The organism is Yokenella regensburgei ATCC 49455, assembly GCF_000735455.1.
Taxonomy (GTDB): Bacteria; Pseudomonadota; Gammaproteobacteria; order Enterobacterales; family Enterobacteriaceae; genus Yokenella; species Yokenella regensburgei.
This window is the reverse complement of record NZ_JMPS01000044.1, coordinates 167516-184655: the sequence shown is the minus strand read 5'-3', so window position 1 is coordinate 184655 and position 17140 is coordinate 167516. Positions and strand designations below refer to the sequence as shown.

The following is a 17140-nucleotide window of genomic DNA, read 5'->3' as shown; positions in this document are numbered from 1 at the left end:
CGCGTCATGAGTCGTTCTCTTTACGATGGGGGAGAGGCGTATCGGCAATCTCTTCTGGCAGCACCGGTTTGCCAAGCAGGAAGCCTTGCAGGGTATTGCAGCCAAGCTGGGTCAGGAATTTCTGCTGCGCCTCCGTCTCAACGCCTTCAGCAACGACCTTCAGATTGAGCGTCTTCGCCAGCGCCACGATTGCAGAAACAATTGTCGCATCCTCACCGGTTTCACTGAGTTCGTTGACGAATGCCCGGTCGATTTTCAACTCACATGCGGGCAGGCGCTTGAGATACAGCAGGCTGGAATAACCCGTACCGAAGTCATCAATTGACGCCTTAACGCCGAGATTAGTGAGCCGGGTGAGAACTTCGACACTTTGTTCCGGATTGGTCATCGCCGTCGTTTCTGTTACCTCAAGGACCAGCATCTCTGGTGGTACATTGTGGCGATGCAGGCTACCCATCACGTTGCTGACTAAATTCTCATGCTCAAACTGCAGCGTTGACAGGTTTACCGCCATGGTCCAGTCAAGGTGCCCACGATCGCGCCAGATTTTGAGCTGGCGGCAGGCCTCGTCGATAACCCAATTACCAATGGGAATGATAAGCCCGGTTTTTTCCGCTAATGGCAGAAACTCTTCTGGTGTGAGTAAACCCTGTCGCGGATGCTGCCAGCGTAGCAGCGCCTCAAAGCCCACGACCGGGCCTGCTGGCGCGATGAATTTAGGCTGGTACAGCAGATGCAGCTCCTGGCGCTCCTGCGCCAACCACAGGTCGTTCATCAACTGCAGTTGACGCTGGGCAAGGTTGTTCATCGATGGCTGGAAAAAATGGTATCCGTTCCGGCCAGTATGCTTAGTGTGATACATCGCGGCGTCGGCATTGAACATCAGCTCGCGTTCGTTATGCCCATCATGGGGATAAATTGCGATGCCGACGCTCAGCGTTACCACCAGTTCATAGGGCTCAATGTTGAAGGGTTCATCGATGATATGAACCAGCGAATTAGCGAGAGAGGCGGCATCATCCGGGGCGCTGATTTCAGCGATCAGCACAAATTCGTCGCCGCCGATGCGAGCCAGCGTGTACTGACCCTTCAGCGGCTGGTGCAGGCGCTCGGTGACCGCAACCAGCAGCTTGTCACCCACATCATGCCCGAAGGCATCGTTGACCGCCTTAAAACCGTCGAGATCCATAAACAGCAGCGCAAACGGCGTGCCTTCGCGGTCGGCCTTACTCATAGCCTGCTCGAGCCGGTCCTCGAAGAGAATACGATTCGGCAGGCGAGTCAGCGTATCCTGCAGCGCCAGCTGGGCGAGCTCTTTATTCGCTTCCGCCAGCGAAGAGGCAAGCAGGGAAGTGCGCGCCTGAAGACGTGCATCCAGCAAGGAAACCAGCAGCGTAATGCCAAGGATGAACAGCGTGATGACGCTGACCAGAATCGCCAGCCAGCTGCTGTTTACGCCATCGTGATGCATCGCCATATGCGGTGGAAACTGAGCCGCCATCATCCCGGTATAGTGCATCCCGGCGATGGCGATCCCCATTAGTACGGCGGCACCCAGGCGCATTAACGCTACCTGTGCCGCTTCATGGCGCAAACGGAAGGTTAACCATAATGCTGCCAGAGAGGCCACTAAGGCGATAATGATAGATAGCGTTACCCAGCGCCAGTCCCAGACGATGCGGGGCACTACTTCCATCGCAGCCATGCCCGTATAGTGCATTGCTGAAATACCGGCACCTAAAATCAGAGCGCCGGGGAGCAAACGCCGCAGACGTAGTTGCTCTGTACTGACCAACCACAGGGCAAACAGGGCGGCGCTGATGGCAATGACCAGCGATAGCGCGGTTAACGTGCTGTCGTAGCTGATACGCATCGAGAGGTCCATCGCCAGCATGCCGATGAAGTGCATCGCCCAGATCCCCACCCCCATCGAGCAACCGCCACCAATAAGCCAGACATAGGCTGTTCTGCCGCTGCTTATCGACACTCTTCCAGCCATATTCAGTGCGGTATAAGACGCCAGGATGGCAACCAGGAAGGAGACGGCTACAAGGATGTGGTCGTAGTGGCTAACGAGCATGATGTCTTCAACTCATTCACAGTGAAACGCGATGAAAGCGCGATAGTCTATGCGGGCTGAGACCTTACCACCGACAGCAGGTGTCTCAAAGGGATTTAAGACCCTGATTTTTCAATGGGAAATGTCGCTACAGCTCGCCTTCAGGCAGTGTCAGTTCTCGAGCGTTGAGCACTTCACGAGCTTAAGCGGGTTGACGGAATCCATATCGCGACAGCGCGCGGACTCGGCGGTGATGAGCTCAATCCACTGCATGATCAGAGTATCGAAAAGGAACATAAAGATAGCAAAAAGAACGACCCATCCATATTTGCGCAGCATGTTCGAAACCCTGAAATGATGAGGAAGAATGGCAGGCAATATACACGAAATTTAGGGACAGGAAAGGGGGAGATAGTGGAGGAGAGGTAATAAAAAAGGCGCTTCCCCATGCCGAAGAGCGCCTTTTTATCCGCCATAAACAGACTTAGTTCATGCCGTATTTTTTCAGTTTTTTACGCAGAGTACCACGGTTGATGCCCATCATCAGGGCAGCGCGGGTCTGGTTACCACGGGTGTATTGCATCACCATGTCCAACAGGGGCTGTTCTACTTCAGCCAGTACCAGCTCATACAGGTCATTAACATCCTGACCGTTCAGTTGAGCAAAATAGTTCTTCAGTGCCTGTTTAACCGAGTCACGCAGGGGCTTTTGAGTTACCTGATCCTGAGAGTTAACGGTAGAAACGGTCAGTACGTCAGAATTTACGCGTTGTTCGAACATAGTTCTGTCAGCTCTTTATTTCTATTACGCAAAATTTTCGAAGTATGCCTCCAACGCCTCCAGCTGTTCGCTGGCATCCTCAATGGCGTTGAATGTGCGCCGAAACTGGTCATTTGGAGCGTGCTCCTGGAGATACCAGGAGACGTGTTTGCGTGCAATTCGGTACCCTTTTGCGTGGCCATAAAAGTCATGCAATTCCCGAACATGCGCGCAAAGTAAGCGCTTAACCTCTGCCAGAGGCAGTGGGGGTAGCAGCTCCCCAGTGTCCAGATAATGCTGGATTTCCCGAAAGATCCAGGGTCTTCCCTGAGCTGCACGTCCTATCATCAGGGCATCCGCCCCCGTATAGTCCAGTACAGCTCTGGCTTTAAGCGGGTCAGTAATGTCACCATTCGCGATAATCGGAATGGAAACCTTCTGCTTAACTGCCCGAATACTGTTGTACTCAGCATCTCCGTTGAACAAACAGGCGCGAGTGCGTCCGTGGATCGTCAGAGCCTGAATGCCACAATCTTCAGCCAGTTGGGCAATCTCTTCACAGTTACGGTGTTCCGGAGCCCATCCTGTGCGAATCTTAAGCGTCACAGGAACGTCCACTGCATTGACGACCGCGGTCAGGATCGATTTGACCAGTTCCGGGTGCTGCAAGAGGGCTGAACCTGCAAGCTTGCGATTCACTTTTTTGGCCGGACAACCCATATTGATATCAATAATTTGGGCGCCGCTTTCGACGTTAATACGTGCGGCCTCGGCCATTTCTTCAGGTACGCTACCGGCAATTTGCACGGTGCGAATGCCTGGTTCATCAATGTGCACCATCCGTAAACGGGACTTGTCGCTTTCCCAAACCTGCGGGTTAGAAGACATCATCTCGGAAACGGTCAACCCGGCTCCCATCTCATAGCACAGCGTCCTGAATGGTCTGTCAGTAATGCCAGCCATAGGCGCTGCGATCAGGCGATTTCTGAGCTGAAGGTGTCCGATGCGCATGAGTTAAGAAATGACCATACTGTGACTGCAAGGCGGCGTATATTACGCATTTTTCGCACGAGATGAAAGGCCAAACTTTGAGCAATCCACTGTCGCAGATCAATGAATCGTGGGACTGTGAACCGATGAAAAATAAATAGTCTTATTAATCATTGCGTTAATCGGAAGTGGTCATTTCGTGCGCTATAATAAAATCGTAAAACTTCTCATTTTTTATTATCCGCAGAGGCATTATTGCCGAACAAAACGCTGTTTTTGTGAACGAAAAAGTGCATCGTAATGCGATCTCGCTCGCATTTCTATGAATCATTCGGCGGCTACTGGAAACAAAAACGCGGCCCGCAGGCCGCGTAAGATTGATTACTTCTTGCGTCCGGTAATCCGGCACCACTCCTCTTTCTCCACCACCGGGTCGAGGGTGAAGAGTTCGGTATAGGCTTCGCAAACGCTGTCGGCCTGACTTGCCAGGATGCCAGAAAGTCCCAGTAAACCGCCCTCAACCGGCAGCACGCTGATTAACGGTGCCAATTCACGTAACGGGCCCGCCAGAATATTGGCGACCACCACGTCGGCTTTCATCGCCTCTGGCTGGTCTTTTGGCAGGTACAGTTCCAGACGTTCAGACACGCCATTACGCTCGGCGTTGTCACGGCTCGCCTGAATGGCCTGAGGATCGATATCGATACCAATCGCTTTAGCCGCACCCAGCTTCAGCGCGGCGATCGCGAGGATCCCGGAGCCGCAGCCGAAGTCGATCACGGTTTTACCCGCAAGATCGAGCCCATCAAGCCACTGCAGGCACAGCGAGGTGGTCGGGTGAGTACCGGTCCCGAACGCCAGGCCCGGATCGAGCATCACGTTAACGGCGTTGACATCCGGCACGTCGCGCCAGCTCGGGCAGATCCACAGGCGCTCACCGAAGCGCATAGGGTGGAAGTTATCCATCCATTCGCGCTCCCAGTCTTTGTCTTCAAGCTGTTCGATCTTATGCACAAATCCGCTACCCAGCAGCGGATGATGCTCAAGGATCGCGACCACTTCTTTCATATCAAATTCGGCGTCGAACAGGCCGATAACGTCGGTATCGCCCCACAGGCGGGTTTCACCCGGCAGCGGTTCAAATACCGGCGTGTCGTGGGTATCCTGAAAAGTAATCGACACGGCGCCAGCTTCCATCAGCGCGTCGCTCAGCTCTTCTGCGTTCGCACCCGTCGTGTTCAGTTTCATTTGGATCCAAGGCATGGCAAAACTCTTTATTTATCAGTAGTCAAAATAGGGGCTTCCGCCACCGGTCGACCGAAAAGGTTACCGATGAGGAACGCCAATAAACTCAATAGCAGCGAGGGCACAATCGGGTGGAAGCCCAGGTACTGGATTTTAAAGGTCGCCAGGACCGCATACAGTACGCCACCGACAATCATCGCGCTGAGCGCCCCTGTCGCGTTTGCTCGTTCCCAGTAAAGCCCCAGCACCAGCGGCCACAGGAATACGGCTTCAAGGCCGCCAAAGGCCAGCAGGTTCAGCCAGATGATCATCTCCGGTGGACGCCACGCCGCCAGCATCATCAAAATGCCAAGCACAAAGGTCATCCAGGTGGAAATTCGCTTCAGGCGGTGCTCATTATGTATTTTAGCCGGGCGCGCGCTCAGCCACAGATCTTTCACGATAGTGGCGGAGGCCTGCAGCAGGTGCGCGTTAACGTTGGACATAATAGCCGCCATCGGGGCCGCCAGGAACAGGCCTGCCGCCCACGGCGGTAACACCTGCACCATAAGCGTAGGGATCACCTGATCCGGCACGGTCAGATTGGGCAGCACAGCACGGCCGAGCGCGCCTGCAAGGTGCATACCGAGCATCAACAGCGCGACCACGATAGTGCCGATGATAATGCCGCGGTGCACCGCTTTACTGTCTTTGTAGGAAATACAGCGTACGGCCGTGTGCGGTAAACCAATCACACCAAAACACACCAGCACCCAGAACGAGGTCATGAACGCCGGTGTCAGGATGTCGTCAGCGCCGTGTGGGCTCACCAGTTTAGGGTCAATCTGTTCCAGGGTCTGCACGGCGTTGTGCAGGCCTCCTGCTGCATAGATAACCCCCACCAGCAGCACCAGTGTTCCGATAAGCATTACCATGCCCTGCATGGTGTCGTTGAGCACGCTGGCGCGGAAGCCGCCAAAAGCGGTATACAGCGCAATCGTCACCCCGAAAATCAACAGCCCGGTTTCATACTTAATGCCGGCCGCGGTTTCCAGCAGGCGAGCACCGCCGATGAACTGCACGGCAATCGCCCCGACAAACGCCACCAGCAGACTAACGCTGGCAATCCACACCACCGCCCGGCTTTGATAACGGGCCTGCAGCATGTCATTGAGCGTTATCGCATTATAGCGCCGCGCGAGAATAGCGAATTTTTTACCCAGGATACCGAGCGAGAGCCAGATAGTGGGTACCTGAATCATCGCCAGCAGCACCCAGCCAAGACCGTATTTGTAGGCCGCTCCTGGCCCACCGATGAATGAGCTGGCGCTGATATAGGTCGCCGTGAGCGTCATCGCCAGTACGAACCCGCCCATAGAACGGCTGCCGAGGAAGTATTCGCTGAGGAACGTTCCTGTGCTGCGCTGGCGCATGGCGTAGATAGACAAACCGAAGACGACAATCAGATAGATAATCAGAACGGCGATAATCTCAGTCTGCATGCTTATCCTCCAGAGGGATATCACGGAAGATAAAGCGCACCATCAACCAGCAGAGCACAATAAATACCAGTGGCATCAGCAGGCAGGCCATTTCAAACCAATGCGGAAGGCCGGTAAATCCCAGCGTGGAGCCTGGTAAGTAAGCAGTCACTAACCAGGCGAAAAGATAGAGGAGAGTCAGCCACAATGCCCAACGGGCTTCCTTGTGTGCCTGAACAAAACGTTTGTCCATAAGGCTCCCAGGGTTAAGTAAAGCGGCGATTGTACCGCATGGGGCCAAAAAGAAAAAAGGCCGGAAGATCCGGCCTTTTGCTGCGTTAGCAGATTACTTTTCCTGAAGTCCGAGTTTCTTCTCCAGATAGTGGATATTGGTGCCACCATGCTGGAAGTTCTCGTCGCTCATGATGCGAGTCTGCAGGTCAACGTTGGTTTTAATCCCATCGATGATAAGTTCCTGGAGCGCATTCTTCATACGGGAAATTGCGATATCGCGAGTTTCGCCGTAGCAAATCAGCTTACCGATCATTGAGTCATAGTACGGCGGAACGGTGTAGCCCGCGTAAATATGAGACTCCCAACGCACACCAAAGCCACCCGGCGCGTGGAAACGCGTGATTTTACCCGGGCTTGGCAGGAAGGTATTCGGGTCTTCGGCGTTGATACGGCATTCCACCGCATGACCGCGAACCTGAACTTCTTCCTGTTTGATGGACAGCGGCATGCCTGCGGCAATGCGCAGCTGCTCTTTGATGAGATCAACGCCGGTGATCATTTCGGTAACCGGATGCTCAACCTGAATACGGGTGTTCATTTCAATGAAGTAGAACTCACCGTTTTCGAACAGGAACTCGAAAGTACCCGCGCCGCGGTAGCCGATATCCACACAGGCTTTAGAGCAGCGTTCGCCGATATAGCGACGCAGTTCTGGGGTAATACCCGGTGCCGGTGCTTCTTCAACCACTTTCTGGTGACGACGCTGCATAGAGCAGTCACGTTCAGCCAGATAGATAGCATTGCCCTGGCCATCAGCCAGTACCTGGATCTCGATGTGACGAGGATTTTCCAGGTATTTTTCCATGTATACCATGTCATTGTTGAAAGCCGCTTTCGCTTCAGCTTTGGTCATGGAGATGGACTGGGCCAGTTCAGCGTCGCTGCGCACAACGCGCATACCGCGACCGCCGCCGCCACCGGAGGCTTTGATGATAACCGGATAGCCGATGCGTTTCGCATGGGCACGGTTGGCATCCATATCTTCACCCAGCGGGCCGTCAGAGCCCGGTACGGTCGGAACACCCGCTTTTTTCATCGCGGTGATCGCGGACACTTTGTCACCCATCAGGCGAATAGTGTCGGCTTTCGGGCCGATGAAGATAAAGCCAGAACGTTCAACCTGCTCAGCAAAGTTAGCGTTTTCAGACAGGAAGCCATAACCCGGATGGATTGCCACCGCGCCGGTGATTTCAGCGGCGCTGATGATAGCCGGGATATTCAGATAGCTTTTTACTGACGGCGCCGGACCGATACATACGGTCTCGTCAGCCAGCAGTACGTGTTTTAAATCGCGATCCGCAGTGGAGTGCACCGCGACAGTCTTGATGCCCAGTTCTTTACAGGCACGAAGAATTCGCAGAGCAATTTCGCCACGGTTAGCGATGACAATTTTATCCAGCATTGTTCGCCTCGTTACTCGATGATGACCAGCGGCTCGTCAAATTCTACCGGCTGACCACTTTCGACCAGAATCGCTTTCACCACGCCAGATTTATCGGCTTCGATCTGGTTCATCATTTTCATCGCTTCAACGATGCACAGAGTGTCACCTGCGTTAACTTTCTGACCCACTTCGATAAACGCTTTCGCGTCCGGGCTCGGAGTGCGGTAGAAAGTACCTACCATCGGGGAACGTACGACGTGACCACTGATTTCTGCGGCGGCAGCTGGCGCTTCTGCTGCAGGAGCGACGGCCGCAACCGGTGCTGGCTGCTGCATCATCGGTGCAGCATAAGCCTGTTGCATCATCGGGTAGCCCACGTTCGGTGCGCTACGGCTGATGCGTACAGACTCTTCGCCTTCAGAAATTTCCAGTTCGGAGATACCTGATTCTTCAACCAGCTCGATCAGTTTTTTAATCTTACGAATATCCATGAGTGGGTTCCGTACTCTTTGTTTAGTGTGATTGTGACAGGCGTTTTACCGCCGTCTGTAAAGCGTATGAATAACCGTCAGCGCCTAATCCGCAAATAACGCCTGAGGCGATATCCGACAAATATGAGTGATGGCGGAACGGTTCGCGTGCATGCACATTGCTCAGATGAATCTCGATAAACGGGATACTGACTGCCAGGAGCGCATCACGAATGGCCACGCTGGTATGCGTAAACGCGGCCGGATTAATCAGGATATAGTCAACGTTGTCTTTAGCCTGATGAATTCGGTCGATGAGTACGTGCTCAGCGTTAGACTGCAGGTGATCAAACTCTACATTCAGAGATGCCGCTTCTGCTGACAAACCCGTTACAATGTCGGTCAGCGTCTGGGATCCGTACTTCTCTGGCTCTCGGGTGCCGAGCATATTAAGGTTCGGACCGTTTAAAAGCAAAATGTGAAATTTATCAGCCATCGTGCCGCTATCTCCTGCCATTCTCGGGTAAAAAACAAAATATACCTTCGATGTGCGCTTGTCACCCTTTCAGGGGGGTAAAATCCCCGTCAGGAAAACCAAAGTCGCACATTATAACGATTTCGTAGCAATTGGCAGCTAAATACTGGTCTTATCAGGGAAGATTATCAACCGCAATCGGCAAAAGATTCACGGCTGATAAGAGATCTGCGGGAAGCTGCACAGATTAACGCACTAGCGTAACCACTGGCGGAACTTCTTGTAACGCCACGCCAGAAGGGCGATAGCGAGCAGCGCATAGATGATTGGCTGCGGCGACAGGATCTTCACCGACCACAGGTAGTGGATGGGGGCGAGGATCGCGACAAGATAGACGAAGTTGTGCAATTTCTGCCAACGGGGCCCCAGTTTTCGCTGCATCGCCTGGGTTGAAGTGACGGCAAGTGCTAACAGAATAAGCCAGCTAATCAGACCCAGCGTCAGGTACGGACGACGCACGACTTCTTCACCTAATAGCGCCAGATTGTTAATGCCAAGCTCCAGCAGCGCGTAGCTGGTGAGATGCAGACTCGCCCATGCAAAACACCACAGGCCCAGTAACCGGCGCGTCCGGATAAGCAGAGGCTGTTTAGCGTAGCGCGCCAGTGGGGAAATCAGCAAGGTGGCCAACAGTAATTTCAGAGCCATCCTACCGGTAAAATGCTGGATATCTTTTGCCGGATCGGCGCTAAAACCACCGTGGCTGCCTGCCCATAACAGCCATAAAAAGGGCAAAAATGCCGCCAGGTGCAGCGCCACTTTGAGCCAGGTTATCTGTTTCGCGGTCAATCGCACTAGAAATTCTCCTTCAGATTCAGGCCACGGTATAAAGAAGCAACCTGATCGGCATAGCCATTAAACAGCAGCGTCGGCTGACGTTTAACATCCAGCACTCCGCCGGAACCAATAAAGCGCTCGGTGGCCTGCGACCAGCGAGGGTGATCGACATGCGGGTTCACGTTGGCGTAAAAGCCGTATTCATTAGAGGCTGCCAGATTCCAGGTGGTGGGCGGACGCTCGCGGGTCAGCGTGATGCTGACAATAGATTTAATCCCCTTAAATCCATACTTCCACGGCACGGTTAAACGGATTGGCGCGCCATTCTGTGGCGGCAGAGCTTTACCATAGACACCAACGGTCAGCATGGTGAGGGGGTGCATGGCTTCATCGAGACGCAGGCCCTCAACATATGGATATTGCAACCCGCCACCGATGAACCGGTCCTGTTGGCCCGGCATTTGGTCCGGGGCGAAGATGGTTTTAAAAGCCACATACTTCGCCTGGCTGGTGGGCTCAACCAGTGCTAACAGTTTATGCAACGGGAAGCCAATCCAGGGGACGACCATCGACCAGGCCTCGACGCAGCGCATGCGATAGATACGCTCTTCGAGCGGGAAGCGGGTGGTCAGTGCATCGTGATCCAGGGTCAGTGGCTTTGCCACTTCGCCATTAATGGTCAACGTCCAGGGATCGGTTTTTAGCGACCCGGCGTTGGCGGCGGGATCGGCTTTATCCAGACCGAACTCATAGAAGTTGTTGTAGCCGGTGACTTTGTCTTCCGGAGTGAGCGGCAGGTTGTTTTGCCATTGTGCAGGCTTGCTGAAATCGAGCGGTTTTCCAGAGGGCGCAGGCGGGCGATCGTTGCCTTTGAACCAACTGAGGAGGGAGGCATGTGCTGATGTTGAAAGAGAGAGTGCGGTCGCGCTGATGCCAAGTATCTTTAAGATCTGGCGACGTTCCAGATTGAAAACCGACTCGGCGGTAACGTCTGCTTCAGTTAATTTTCTGGCTTTCATGACTTCCTCCGTCAGGCTTTTTTCTAAGCATGACGGAGGCTGTCGGTTAACGCGAATATGTCACAAAAATTTGAAGATTAGGCCACTTTCACCAGGGTGCGCCCCTGAATCTGGTTGCTGATTATCTTGTTCGCAAATTCAGGCGTTTGTGCAAGGCTGATTTCGGTTGCCGCCTGGGTATAGAACGATTCCGGCAGGTCGCGAACCAGGCGCGCCCAGGCCTCAGCGCGGCGTACCGCAGGGGTCATCACCGAATCCACGCCCTGCAGACGCACGTTACGCAGAATAAACGGCATGACGGTAGTCGGTAGCGCGAATCCGCCCGCCAGCCCGCAGGCAGCTACGCAGCCGCCATAGTTCATTTGGGCCAGCACTTTCGCCAGTACCTTATCGCCGACGGTATCTACCGCGCCTGCCCAGAGCTGTTTTTCCAGCGGACGAGATTCGGCGAACTCATCCCGGCTCAGAATGCGGCTGGCGCCGAGTGCGCGCAGGTAGTCATGGGTGCTCTCACGGCCTGAAACGGCAGCTACCTGATAGCCAAGCTTATGCAGCAGCGCAACGGCGGTACTGCCCACGCCACCGCTGGCACCGGTCACGACAATCTCACCATCCTCCGGGCGAATGCCGGCATCCTCCAGCGCCATCACACACAGCATGGCGGTAAAACCAGCGGTACCGATGACCATCGCCTTACGAGCATCGAGTCCCTGCGGCATAGCAACCAGCCAGTCGCCTTTCACTCGCGCGCGCTGCGACAGTCCGCCCCAGTGGTTTTCACCAACGCCCCAGCCGGTGAGCAGCACCTGCTGACCGGCATGGAAACGGGGATCTTCACTGTGGTGAACACGGCCTGCGAAATCGATCCCCGGCACCATCGGGAAGTTGCGAATAATCTTGCCAAGACCAGTAATGGCCAGCGCATCTTTATAGTTCAGGCTCGACCACTGTACGTCGACGCTGACGTCACCCTGCGGTAGCTGATGCTCGTCCAGAACCTGTACCGACGCGAGCGTTTTTCCGTCCTGCTGTTCTAAGATTAATGCCTGCATTTTCTGTCCTCGATGGCGCGATGATTGGAAAAAATTTTCTGCAGACTATACTCGCTAACGAAAACGTCATGCCGATGTAGCGCAATAAATTGCCAGATCCACCAGCTCTGGTAGTATGCGTACTCTTTTTTGCGAGTTAGTGCTTACTTATTATGGAGCGTTAACCCTGGGGCCTGGTATCGATCAGGTGGTTATTCATCAACGGAGTTAATACAGGGATGCGATTAACGACGAAATTTTCCGCTTTTGTGACGCTGCTGGTCGGTCTGGCCATTTTTGTCACGCTGGTCGGGTGCTCGCTCAGCTTTTACAACGGTATTCAGCTCAAGCTGCAAAAAAGGGTCCAGGCGGTTGCCACCGTGCTGGATAACCGTCTGATCACCACCTCTTTCGATAAACTGGATACCCAGCTTGATGAGCTACTGGTTCCGGTTGATATCGTCCGCGTTGACTTCATTGTTGATCATAAGTCGATTTTCAATCATTCACGCGGCAGCAGCTATCGCCCGGCGGGGAGCAGCTATCAGTTTCGCAATATTGACGTTGAGTCAGTAAAACATCCTGGAATGACCATCCGTATGGTGTATCAGGACCCGATGGTGAACTATTTCCACTCATTATCGACTACGGCGCCGCTCACCGTTGCGATTGCCTTTATGGTGATGGTTATCTTTTTTGCCGTACGTTGGCTGCGTCGTCAGCTTTCAGGACAAGAGCTGCTGGATCTGCGTTCGGCCAGGATCCTTAATGGTGAGCGCGGTCCGCAGGTGCGAGGGTCGGTACACGAATGGCCTGCACGCACCAGTAGTGCGCTGGATAAATTACTGTCAGAAATCCAGTTTGCCAGCGATCAGCGCAGCCGCATGGATACGCTCATTCGTTCCTACGCCGCGCAGGATACCCGTACCGGGCTCAACAATCGACTGTTCTTCGATAACCAACTTGTGACGCTGCTGGAAGACCAGGAGCGGGTTGGCTCCCACGGCATTGTGATGATGATTCGTCTGCCAGACTTCGATCTGCTGCGCGATAACTGGGGGCAAACTGCCGCCGAAGAGTACCTCTTCACAATTATTAATCTCCTCTCGACTTTTATGCTGCGTTACCCCGGTGCGTTGCTGGCGCGCTATCACCGCAGCGACTTCGCCGTACTGCTTCCACACCGTACGCTGAAAGAAGCTGACAGCATTGCGAGCCAGTTATTGAAAGCGGTTGATGCGCTACCACCAACCCGGATCCGCGATCGCGAAGATATGATGCATATCGGCATTTGCGCCTGGCGCAGCGGGCAGACCAAAGATCAGGTGATGGAGCATGCAGAGGCCGCAACCCGTAATGCCGTTCTGCAGGGAAGCAACAGCTGGGCCGTGTACGACGACACGCTGCCGGAGAAGGGGCGTGGCAACGTGCGCTGGCGTACGATGATCGAGCAAATGCTAAGCCGCGGAGGTCCACGCTTCTATCAAAAACCTGCGGTGACGCGTAACGGTCATGTGCATCATCGCGAGCTGATGTGCCGCCTGTACGATGGTAATGAAGAGGTGATTGCCGCCGAATATATGCCGATGGTTTTGCAGTTTGGCCTGTCAGAAGAGTACGACAGACTACAGATTACGCGTTTGCTGCCGTTCTTATCTTTCTGGCCGGAAGAAAATCTGGCTTTACAGGTGACGGTCGAATCGCTGATCCGCCCGCGATTCCAGCGCTGGCTGCGGGATACGTTGATGCAATGTGAAAAATCGCAACGCAAGCGCATTATTTTTGAACTTGCAGAGGCGGATGTTTGTCAACATATCAGCCGTTTACAACCGGTCATGCGTTTAATTAACGCGCTGGGGGTACGCGCCGCTGTGATTCAGGCGGGTTTGACGCTGGTCAGTACCGACTGGATCAAGGTACTGAACGTTGAGATTATCAAGCTACACCCAGGGCTTGTGCGCAATATCGAAAAGCGCAGTGAAAACCAGCTGTTGGTTCAAAGCCTGGTGGAGGCCTGTAAGGGGACCGAAACGCAGGTTTATGCCACAGGATTACGCAGCCGAAGCGAGTGGCTGGTACTGACGGAGTGCGGTGTGACTGGCGGTCAGGGCGATTTTTTTGCGGGCTCACAGCCACTTGACACCAGTGTGAAAAAATATTCGCAAAGATACTCTGTTTAACCTGCCGTTTGGCGTGTTTTCACGTAGAATAACGCGCGCTGTGCTTGTGGGGTGTGCTTGACTACCTGACAGACTATTGCAGCATAACATGCAAGTGACTGACCTTTGACAGGTTGCAAATGCAGGCGAGGATCGCCGCCGGGAGTATCGGCGCTGAAGGAGTCGGGCACAAATTTGTAACAAAGGAAACGAACTGCACTAATTTTCACCGTAGCAGATGATTTTTGCGCCTTGTCGCTGCTGCGTGTGGTTGGTAAAGTAAGCGGATTTTGTTTTCCGCCCCAGCTTTCAGGATTATCCCTTAGTATGTTGAAAAAATTTCGTGGCATGTTTTCCAATGACCTGTCCATTGACCTGGGTACCGCGAATACCCTGATTTACGTGAAAGGACAAGGCATCGTACTGAATGAGCCTTCCGTTGTGGCTATTCGTCAGGATCGTGCCGGTTCACCCAAAAGCGTGGCTGCCGTCGGTCATGAAGCTAAACAGATGCTTGGCCGTACGCCTGGCAACATCGCAGCAATTCGCCCGATGAAAGACGGCGTTATCGCCGACTTCTTCGTGACTGAGAAAATGCTGCAGCACTTCATCAAGCAAGTGCACAGCAATAGCTTCATGCGTCCGAGCCCGCGTGTACTGGTGTGTGTACCGGTTGGCGCAACTCAGGTTGAACGTCGTGCGATCCGTGAATCCGCACAGGGCGCAGGTGCCCGTGAAGTGTTCCTGATTGAAGAACCGATGGCTGCGGCGATCGGCGCTGGTCTGCCAGTCTCTGAAGCGACCGGTTCTATGGTGGTGGATATCGGTGGTGGTACCACTGAAGTTGCCGTCATCTCCCTGAACGGGGTGGTTTACTCCTCTTCCGTGCGTATCGGCGGTGACCGTTTCGACGAAGCGATCATTAATTATGTCCGTCGTAACTACGGCTCCCTGATCGGTGAAGCGACCGCTGAACGCATCAAGCACGAAATCGGCTCTGCTTACCCGGGCGACGAAGTGCGTGAGATCGAAGTTCGTGGCCGTAACCTGGCTGAAGGGGTTCCGCGCGGCTTTACCCTGAACTCCAACGAAATCCTCGAAGCGCTGCAGGAGCCGCTGACCGGCATCGTGAGCGCGGTGATGGTTGCTCTGGAGCAGTGCCCGCCGGAACTGGCTTCCGACATCTCCGAACGTGGCATGGTGTTGACCGGTGGTGGTGCGCTGCTGCGTAACCTCGACCGCCTGTTAATGGAAGAGACAGGTATTCCTGTCGTAGTTGCAGAAGATCCACTGACTTGCGTAGCCCGTGGCGGCGGCAAGGCGCTGGAGATGATCGACATGCACGGCGGCGACTTGTTCAGCGAAGAGTAGTCGGCCTGAGGCCAGGGGAAGCGAGACCGTTTCCCCTGACTTCACTGACACGAGAATACGCATAGCCTATGAAGCCAATTTTTAGCCGTGGCCCGTCGCTGCAGTTTCGCCTGATCCTGGCGGTGCTGGTGGCGCTGGGTGTCATTATTGCCGACAGCCGCCTCGGTACGTTCAGTCAGATTCGAACGTACATGGATACCGCCGTCAGTCCATTCTATTTTATTTCCAACGGACCCCGTGAAATGCTGGATAGCGTTTCCCAGACGTTGGCTTCACGCGATCAACTTGAACTCGAAAACCGGGCGTTACGTCAGGAACTGCTGCTGAAAAACAGCGATCTGCTGATGCTGGGGCAATACAAGCAGGAAAACGCGCGTCTGCGCGAACTGCTGGGATCCCCGCTGCGCCAGGATGAGCAAAAAATGGTGACTCAGGTCATCTCCACCGTCAACGATCCCTACAGCGATCAGGTGGTTATCGACAAAGGCAGCGTCAACGGCGTTTATGAAGGTCAACCGGTTATCAGCGACAAGGGCGTTGTGGGCCAGGTAGTGGCCGTCGCCAAGCTGACCAGCCGCGTGCTGCTTATTTGCGATGCAACCCACGCGCTGCCGATTCAGGTTCTGCGTAACGATATCCGCGTTATTGCTGCCGGTAACGGCTGTACCGACGACCTGCAGCTCGAACATCTGCCAGCAAATACCGACATTCGCGTTGGCGACGTACTGGTGACGTCCGGCCTCGGGGGTCGCTTCCCGGAAGGCTATCCGGTAGCGGTTGTCTCTTCGGTGAAACTCGATACCCAACGTGCATATACCGTGATTCAGGCGCGTCCGACCGCTGGTTTGCAGCGTCTGCGTTACCTGCTGCTGTTGTGGGGTGCCGATCGTAACGGTGCGAATCCTATGTCGCCGGAAGATGTCCATCGCGTTGCTAATGAACGTCTGATGCAGATGATGCCGCAGGTGCTGCCGCCACCGGATACGGTTGGACCACCGGCACCGATGCCGGCCCCGGCAACCGGTATCGCGACACCCGCTCCGGCACCGGCGCCGACGGCCATTCAGCCGCAGCCTCTCTCTCGTGGAGGGCTGTAGTGGCTAATTACCGTAGCCAGGGCCGTTGGGTCATCTGGCTCTCGTTTTTTATCGCGCTGTTGCTGCAGGTTATGCCCTGGCCGGATGAACTTAAAGTATTCCGGCCAAACTGGGTGTTCCTGATCCTGCTTTACTGGATCCTGGCGCTGCCCCACCGCGTGAACGTTGGCACAGGTTTCGTGATGGGTGCCATACTGGATCTCATCAGTGGTTCGACGCTGGGTGTTCGCGCCTTATCCCTGAGTATTGTGGCTTACCTGGTTGCACTGAAATATCAGCTGTTTCGGAACCTGGCGCTCTGGCAACAGGCGCTGGTGGTGATGCTGCTGTCTCTGGCAGTGGATATCATCGTTTTCTGGGCTGAGTTTTTAGTGATCAACGTCTCTTTCCGACCGGAAGTGTTCTGGAGTAGTGTAGTTAACGGAGTGCTCTGGCCGTGGCTTTTCCTGCTGATGCGCAAAGTGCGCCAGCAATTTGCCGTGCAATAAG

At 54.4% G+C, this 17140-nt stretch carries 18 protein-coding genes; 4 read left to right on the top strand and 14 right to left on the bottom strand.

Annotated elements, in window-relative coordinates:
• Window positions 1-4: 4 nt before the first annotated feature.
• From GYRE_RS14225 to acuI, 13 genes are all read right to left on the bottom strand, one after another.
• Entirely contained in the window at window positions 5-2080 is a 2076-nt protein-coding gene (locus tag GYRE_RS14225) for a putative bifunctional diguanylate cyclase/phosphodiesterase (protein WP_038256084.1), read from the bottom strand.
• Between the two features lie 150 nt (window positions 2081-2230).
• Window positions 2231-2398: a DUF2556 family protein gene (locus tag GYRE_RS23835; protein WP_006818033.1), complete on the bottom strand. Its 168-nt coding sequence runs from the start codon at window positions 2396-2398 to the stop codon at window positions 2231-2233.
• Between the two features lie 145 nt (window positions 2399-2543).
• Complete coding sequence (gene fis, locus GYRE_RS14215; RefSeq protein WP_000462905.1) at window positions 2544-2840, bottom strand: DNA-binding transcriptional regulator Fis; 297 nt, start codon at window positions 2838-2840, stop codon at window positions 2544-2546.
• A gap of 24 nt (window positions 2841-2864) precedes the next feature.
• Window positions 2865-3830 (bottom strand): tRNA dihydrouridine synthase DusB, encoded by a 966-nt coding sequence (gene dusB / locus GYRE_RS14210; protein WP_006818034.1) that lies wholly within the window; start codon window positions 3828-3830, stop codon window positions 2865-2867.
• Window positions 3831-4190: 360 nt separating this feature from the next.
• The gene (gene prmA / locus GYRE_RS14205) at window positions 4191-5072 is read right to left on the bottom strand and encodes a 50S ribosomal protein L11 methyltransferase (protein ID WP_038256079.1); all 882 of its coding nucleotides are present in this window, start codon (window positions 5070-5072) and stop codon (window positions 4191-4193) included.
• A gap of 11 nt (window positions 5073-5083) precedes the next feature.
• Window positions 5084-6535 carry a sodium/pantothenate symporter gene (gene panF, locus GYRE_RS14200; protein WP_006818037.1) on the bottom strand — a complete coding sequence of 484 codons (1452 nt, stop codon included), beginning with the start codon at window positions 6533-6535 and terminating at the stop codon, window positions 5084-5086.
• On the bottom strand, window positions 6525-6767 hold the full coding sequence (locus GYRE_RS14195; protein ID WP_038256076.1) for a YhdT family protein: 243 nt from the start codon (window positions 6765-6767) through the stop codon (window positions 6525-6527). Before GYRE_RS14195 ends, panF begins: the two co-directional genes overlap by 11 nt.
• A 93-nt stretch (window positions 6768-6860) precedes the next feature.
• Window positions 6861-8210, bottom strand: a complete 1350-nt coding sequence (gene accC, locus GYRE_RS14190; RefSeq protein WP_006818039.1) for an acetyl-CoA carboxylase biotin carboxylase subunit — start codon at window positions 8208-8210, stop codon at window positions 6861-6863.
• Between the two features lie 11 nt (window positions 8211-8221).
• A complete protein-coding gene (gene accB, locus GYRE_RS14185) occupies window positions 8222-8683 on the bottom strand; it encodes an acetyl-CoA carboxylase biotin carboxyl carrier protein (protein WP_006818040.1) in 462 nt (153 codons plus the stop codon).
• 22 nt (window positions 8684-8705) lie between these two features.
• Complete coding sequence (gene aroQ, locus GYRE_RS14180) at window positions 8706-9158, bottom strand: type II 3-dehydroquinate dehydratase (protein ID WP_038256074.1); 453 nt, start codon at window positions 9156-9158, stop codon at window positions 8706-8708.
• Window positions 9159-9392: 234 nt separating this feature from the next.
• Entirely contained in the window at window positions 9393-9992 is a 600-nt protein-coding gene (gene msrQ, locus GYRE_RS14175; RefSeq protein WP_006818042.1) for a protein-methionine-sulfoxide reductase heme-binding subunit MsrQ, read from the bottom strand.
• A complete protein-coding gene (msrP, locus tag GYRE_RS14170; protein ID WP_038256072.1) occupies window positions 9992-10993 on the bottom strand; it encodes a protein-methionine-sulfoxide reductase catalytic subunit MsrP in 1002 nt (333 codons plus the stop codon). The genes msrQ and msrP overlap by 1 nt, the downstream gene beginning before the upstream one ends.
• Window positions 10994-11070: 77 nt before the next feature.
• Entirely contained in the window at window positions 11071-12045 is a 975-nt protein-coding gene (gene acuI / locus GYRE_RS14165) for an acrylyl-CoA reductase (NADPH) (RefSeq protein ID WP_038256070.1), read from the bottom strand.
• 218 nt (window positions 12046-12263) lie between these two features.
• On the opposite strand from acuI, the gene csrD reads away from it, so the two are divergent.
• Complete coding sequence (gene csrD, locus GYRE_RS14160; RefSeq protein WP_006818045.1) at window positions 12264-14204, top strand: RNase E specificity factor CsrD; 1941 nt, start codon at window positions 12264-12266, stop codon at window positions 14202-14204.
• Here the strand turns inward: csrD and GYRE_RS24540 are convergent.
• A complete protein-coding gene (locus tag GYRE_RS24540) occupies window positions 14201-14542 on the bottom strand; it encodes a hypothetical protein (protein ID WP_146748710.1) in 342 nt (113 codons plus the stop codon). The genes csrD and GYRE_RS24540 overlap by 4 nt on opposite strands.
• Here GYRE_RS24540 and mreB point away from each other — a divergent pair.
• The 3 genes from mreB to mreD all read left to right on the top strand — a co-directional run bounded on the left by mreB (window position 14511) and on the right by mreD (window position 17139).
• Window positions 14511-15554 carry a rod shape-determining protein MreB gene (gene mreB, locus GYRE_RS14155; protein ID WP_006818047.1) on the top strand — a complete coding sequence of 348 codons (1044 nt, stop codon included), beginning with the start codon at window positions 14511-14513 and terminating at the stop codon, window positions 15552-15554. The genes GYRE_RS24540 and mreB overlap by 32 nt on opposite strands.
• 68 nt (window positions 15555-15622) lie before the next feature.
• Window positions 15623-16651, top strand: coding sequence for a rod shape-determining protein MreC (gene mreC / locus GYRE_RS14150; RefSeq protein WP_038256068.1), 1029 nt, complete (start codon window positions 15623-15625; stop codon window positions 16649-16651).
• The gene (gene mreD / locus GYRE_RS14145; RefSeq protein WP_006818049.1) at window positions 16651-17139 is read left to right on the top strand and encodes a rod shape-determining protein MreD; all 489 of its coding nucleotides are present in this window, start codon (window positions 16651-16653) and stop codon (window positions 17137-17139) included. The genes mreC and mreD overlap by 1 nt, the downstream gene beginning before the upstream one ends.
• Window position 17140 lies beyond the last annotated feature (1 nt).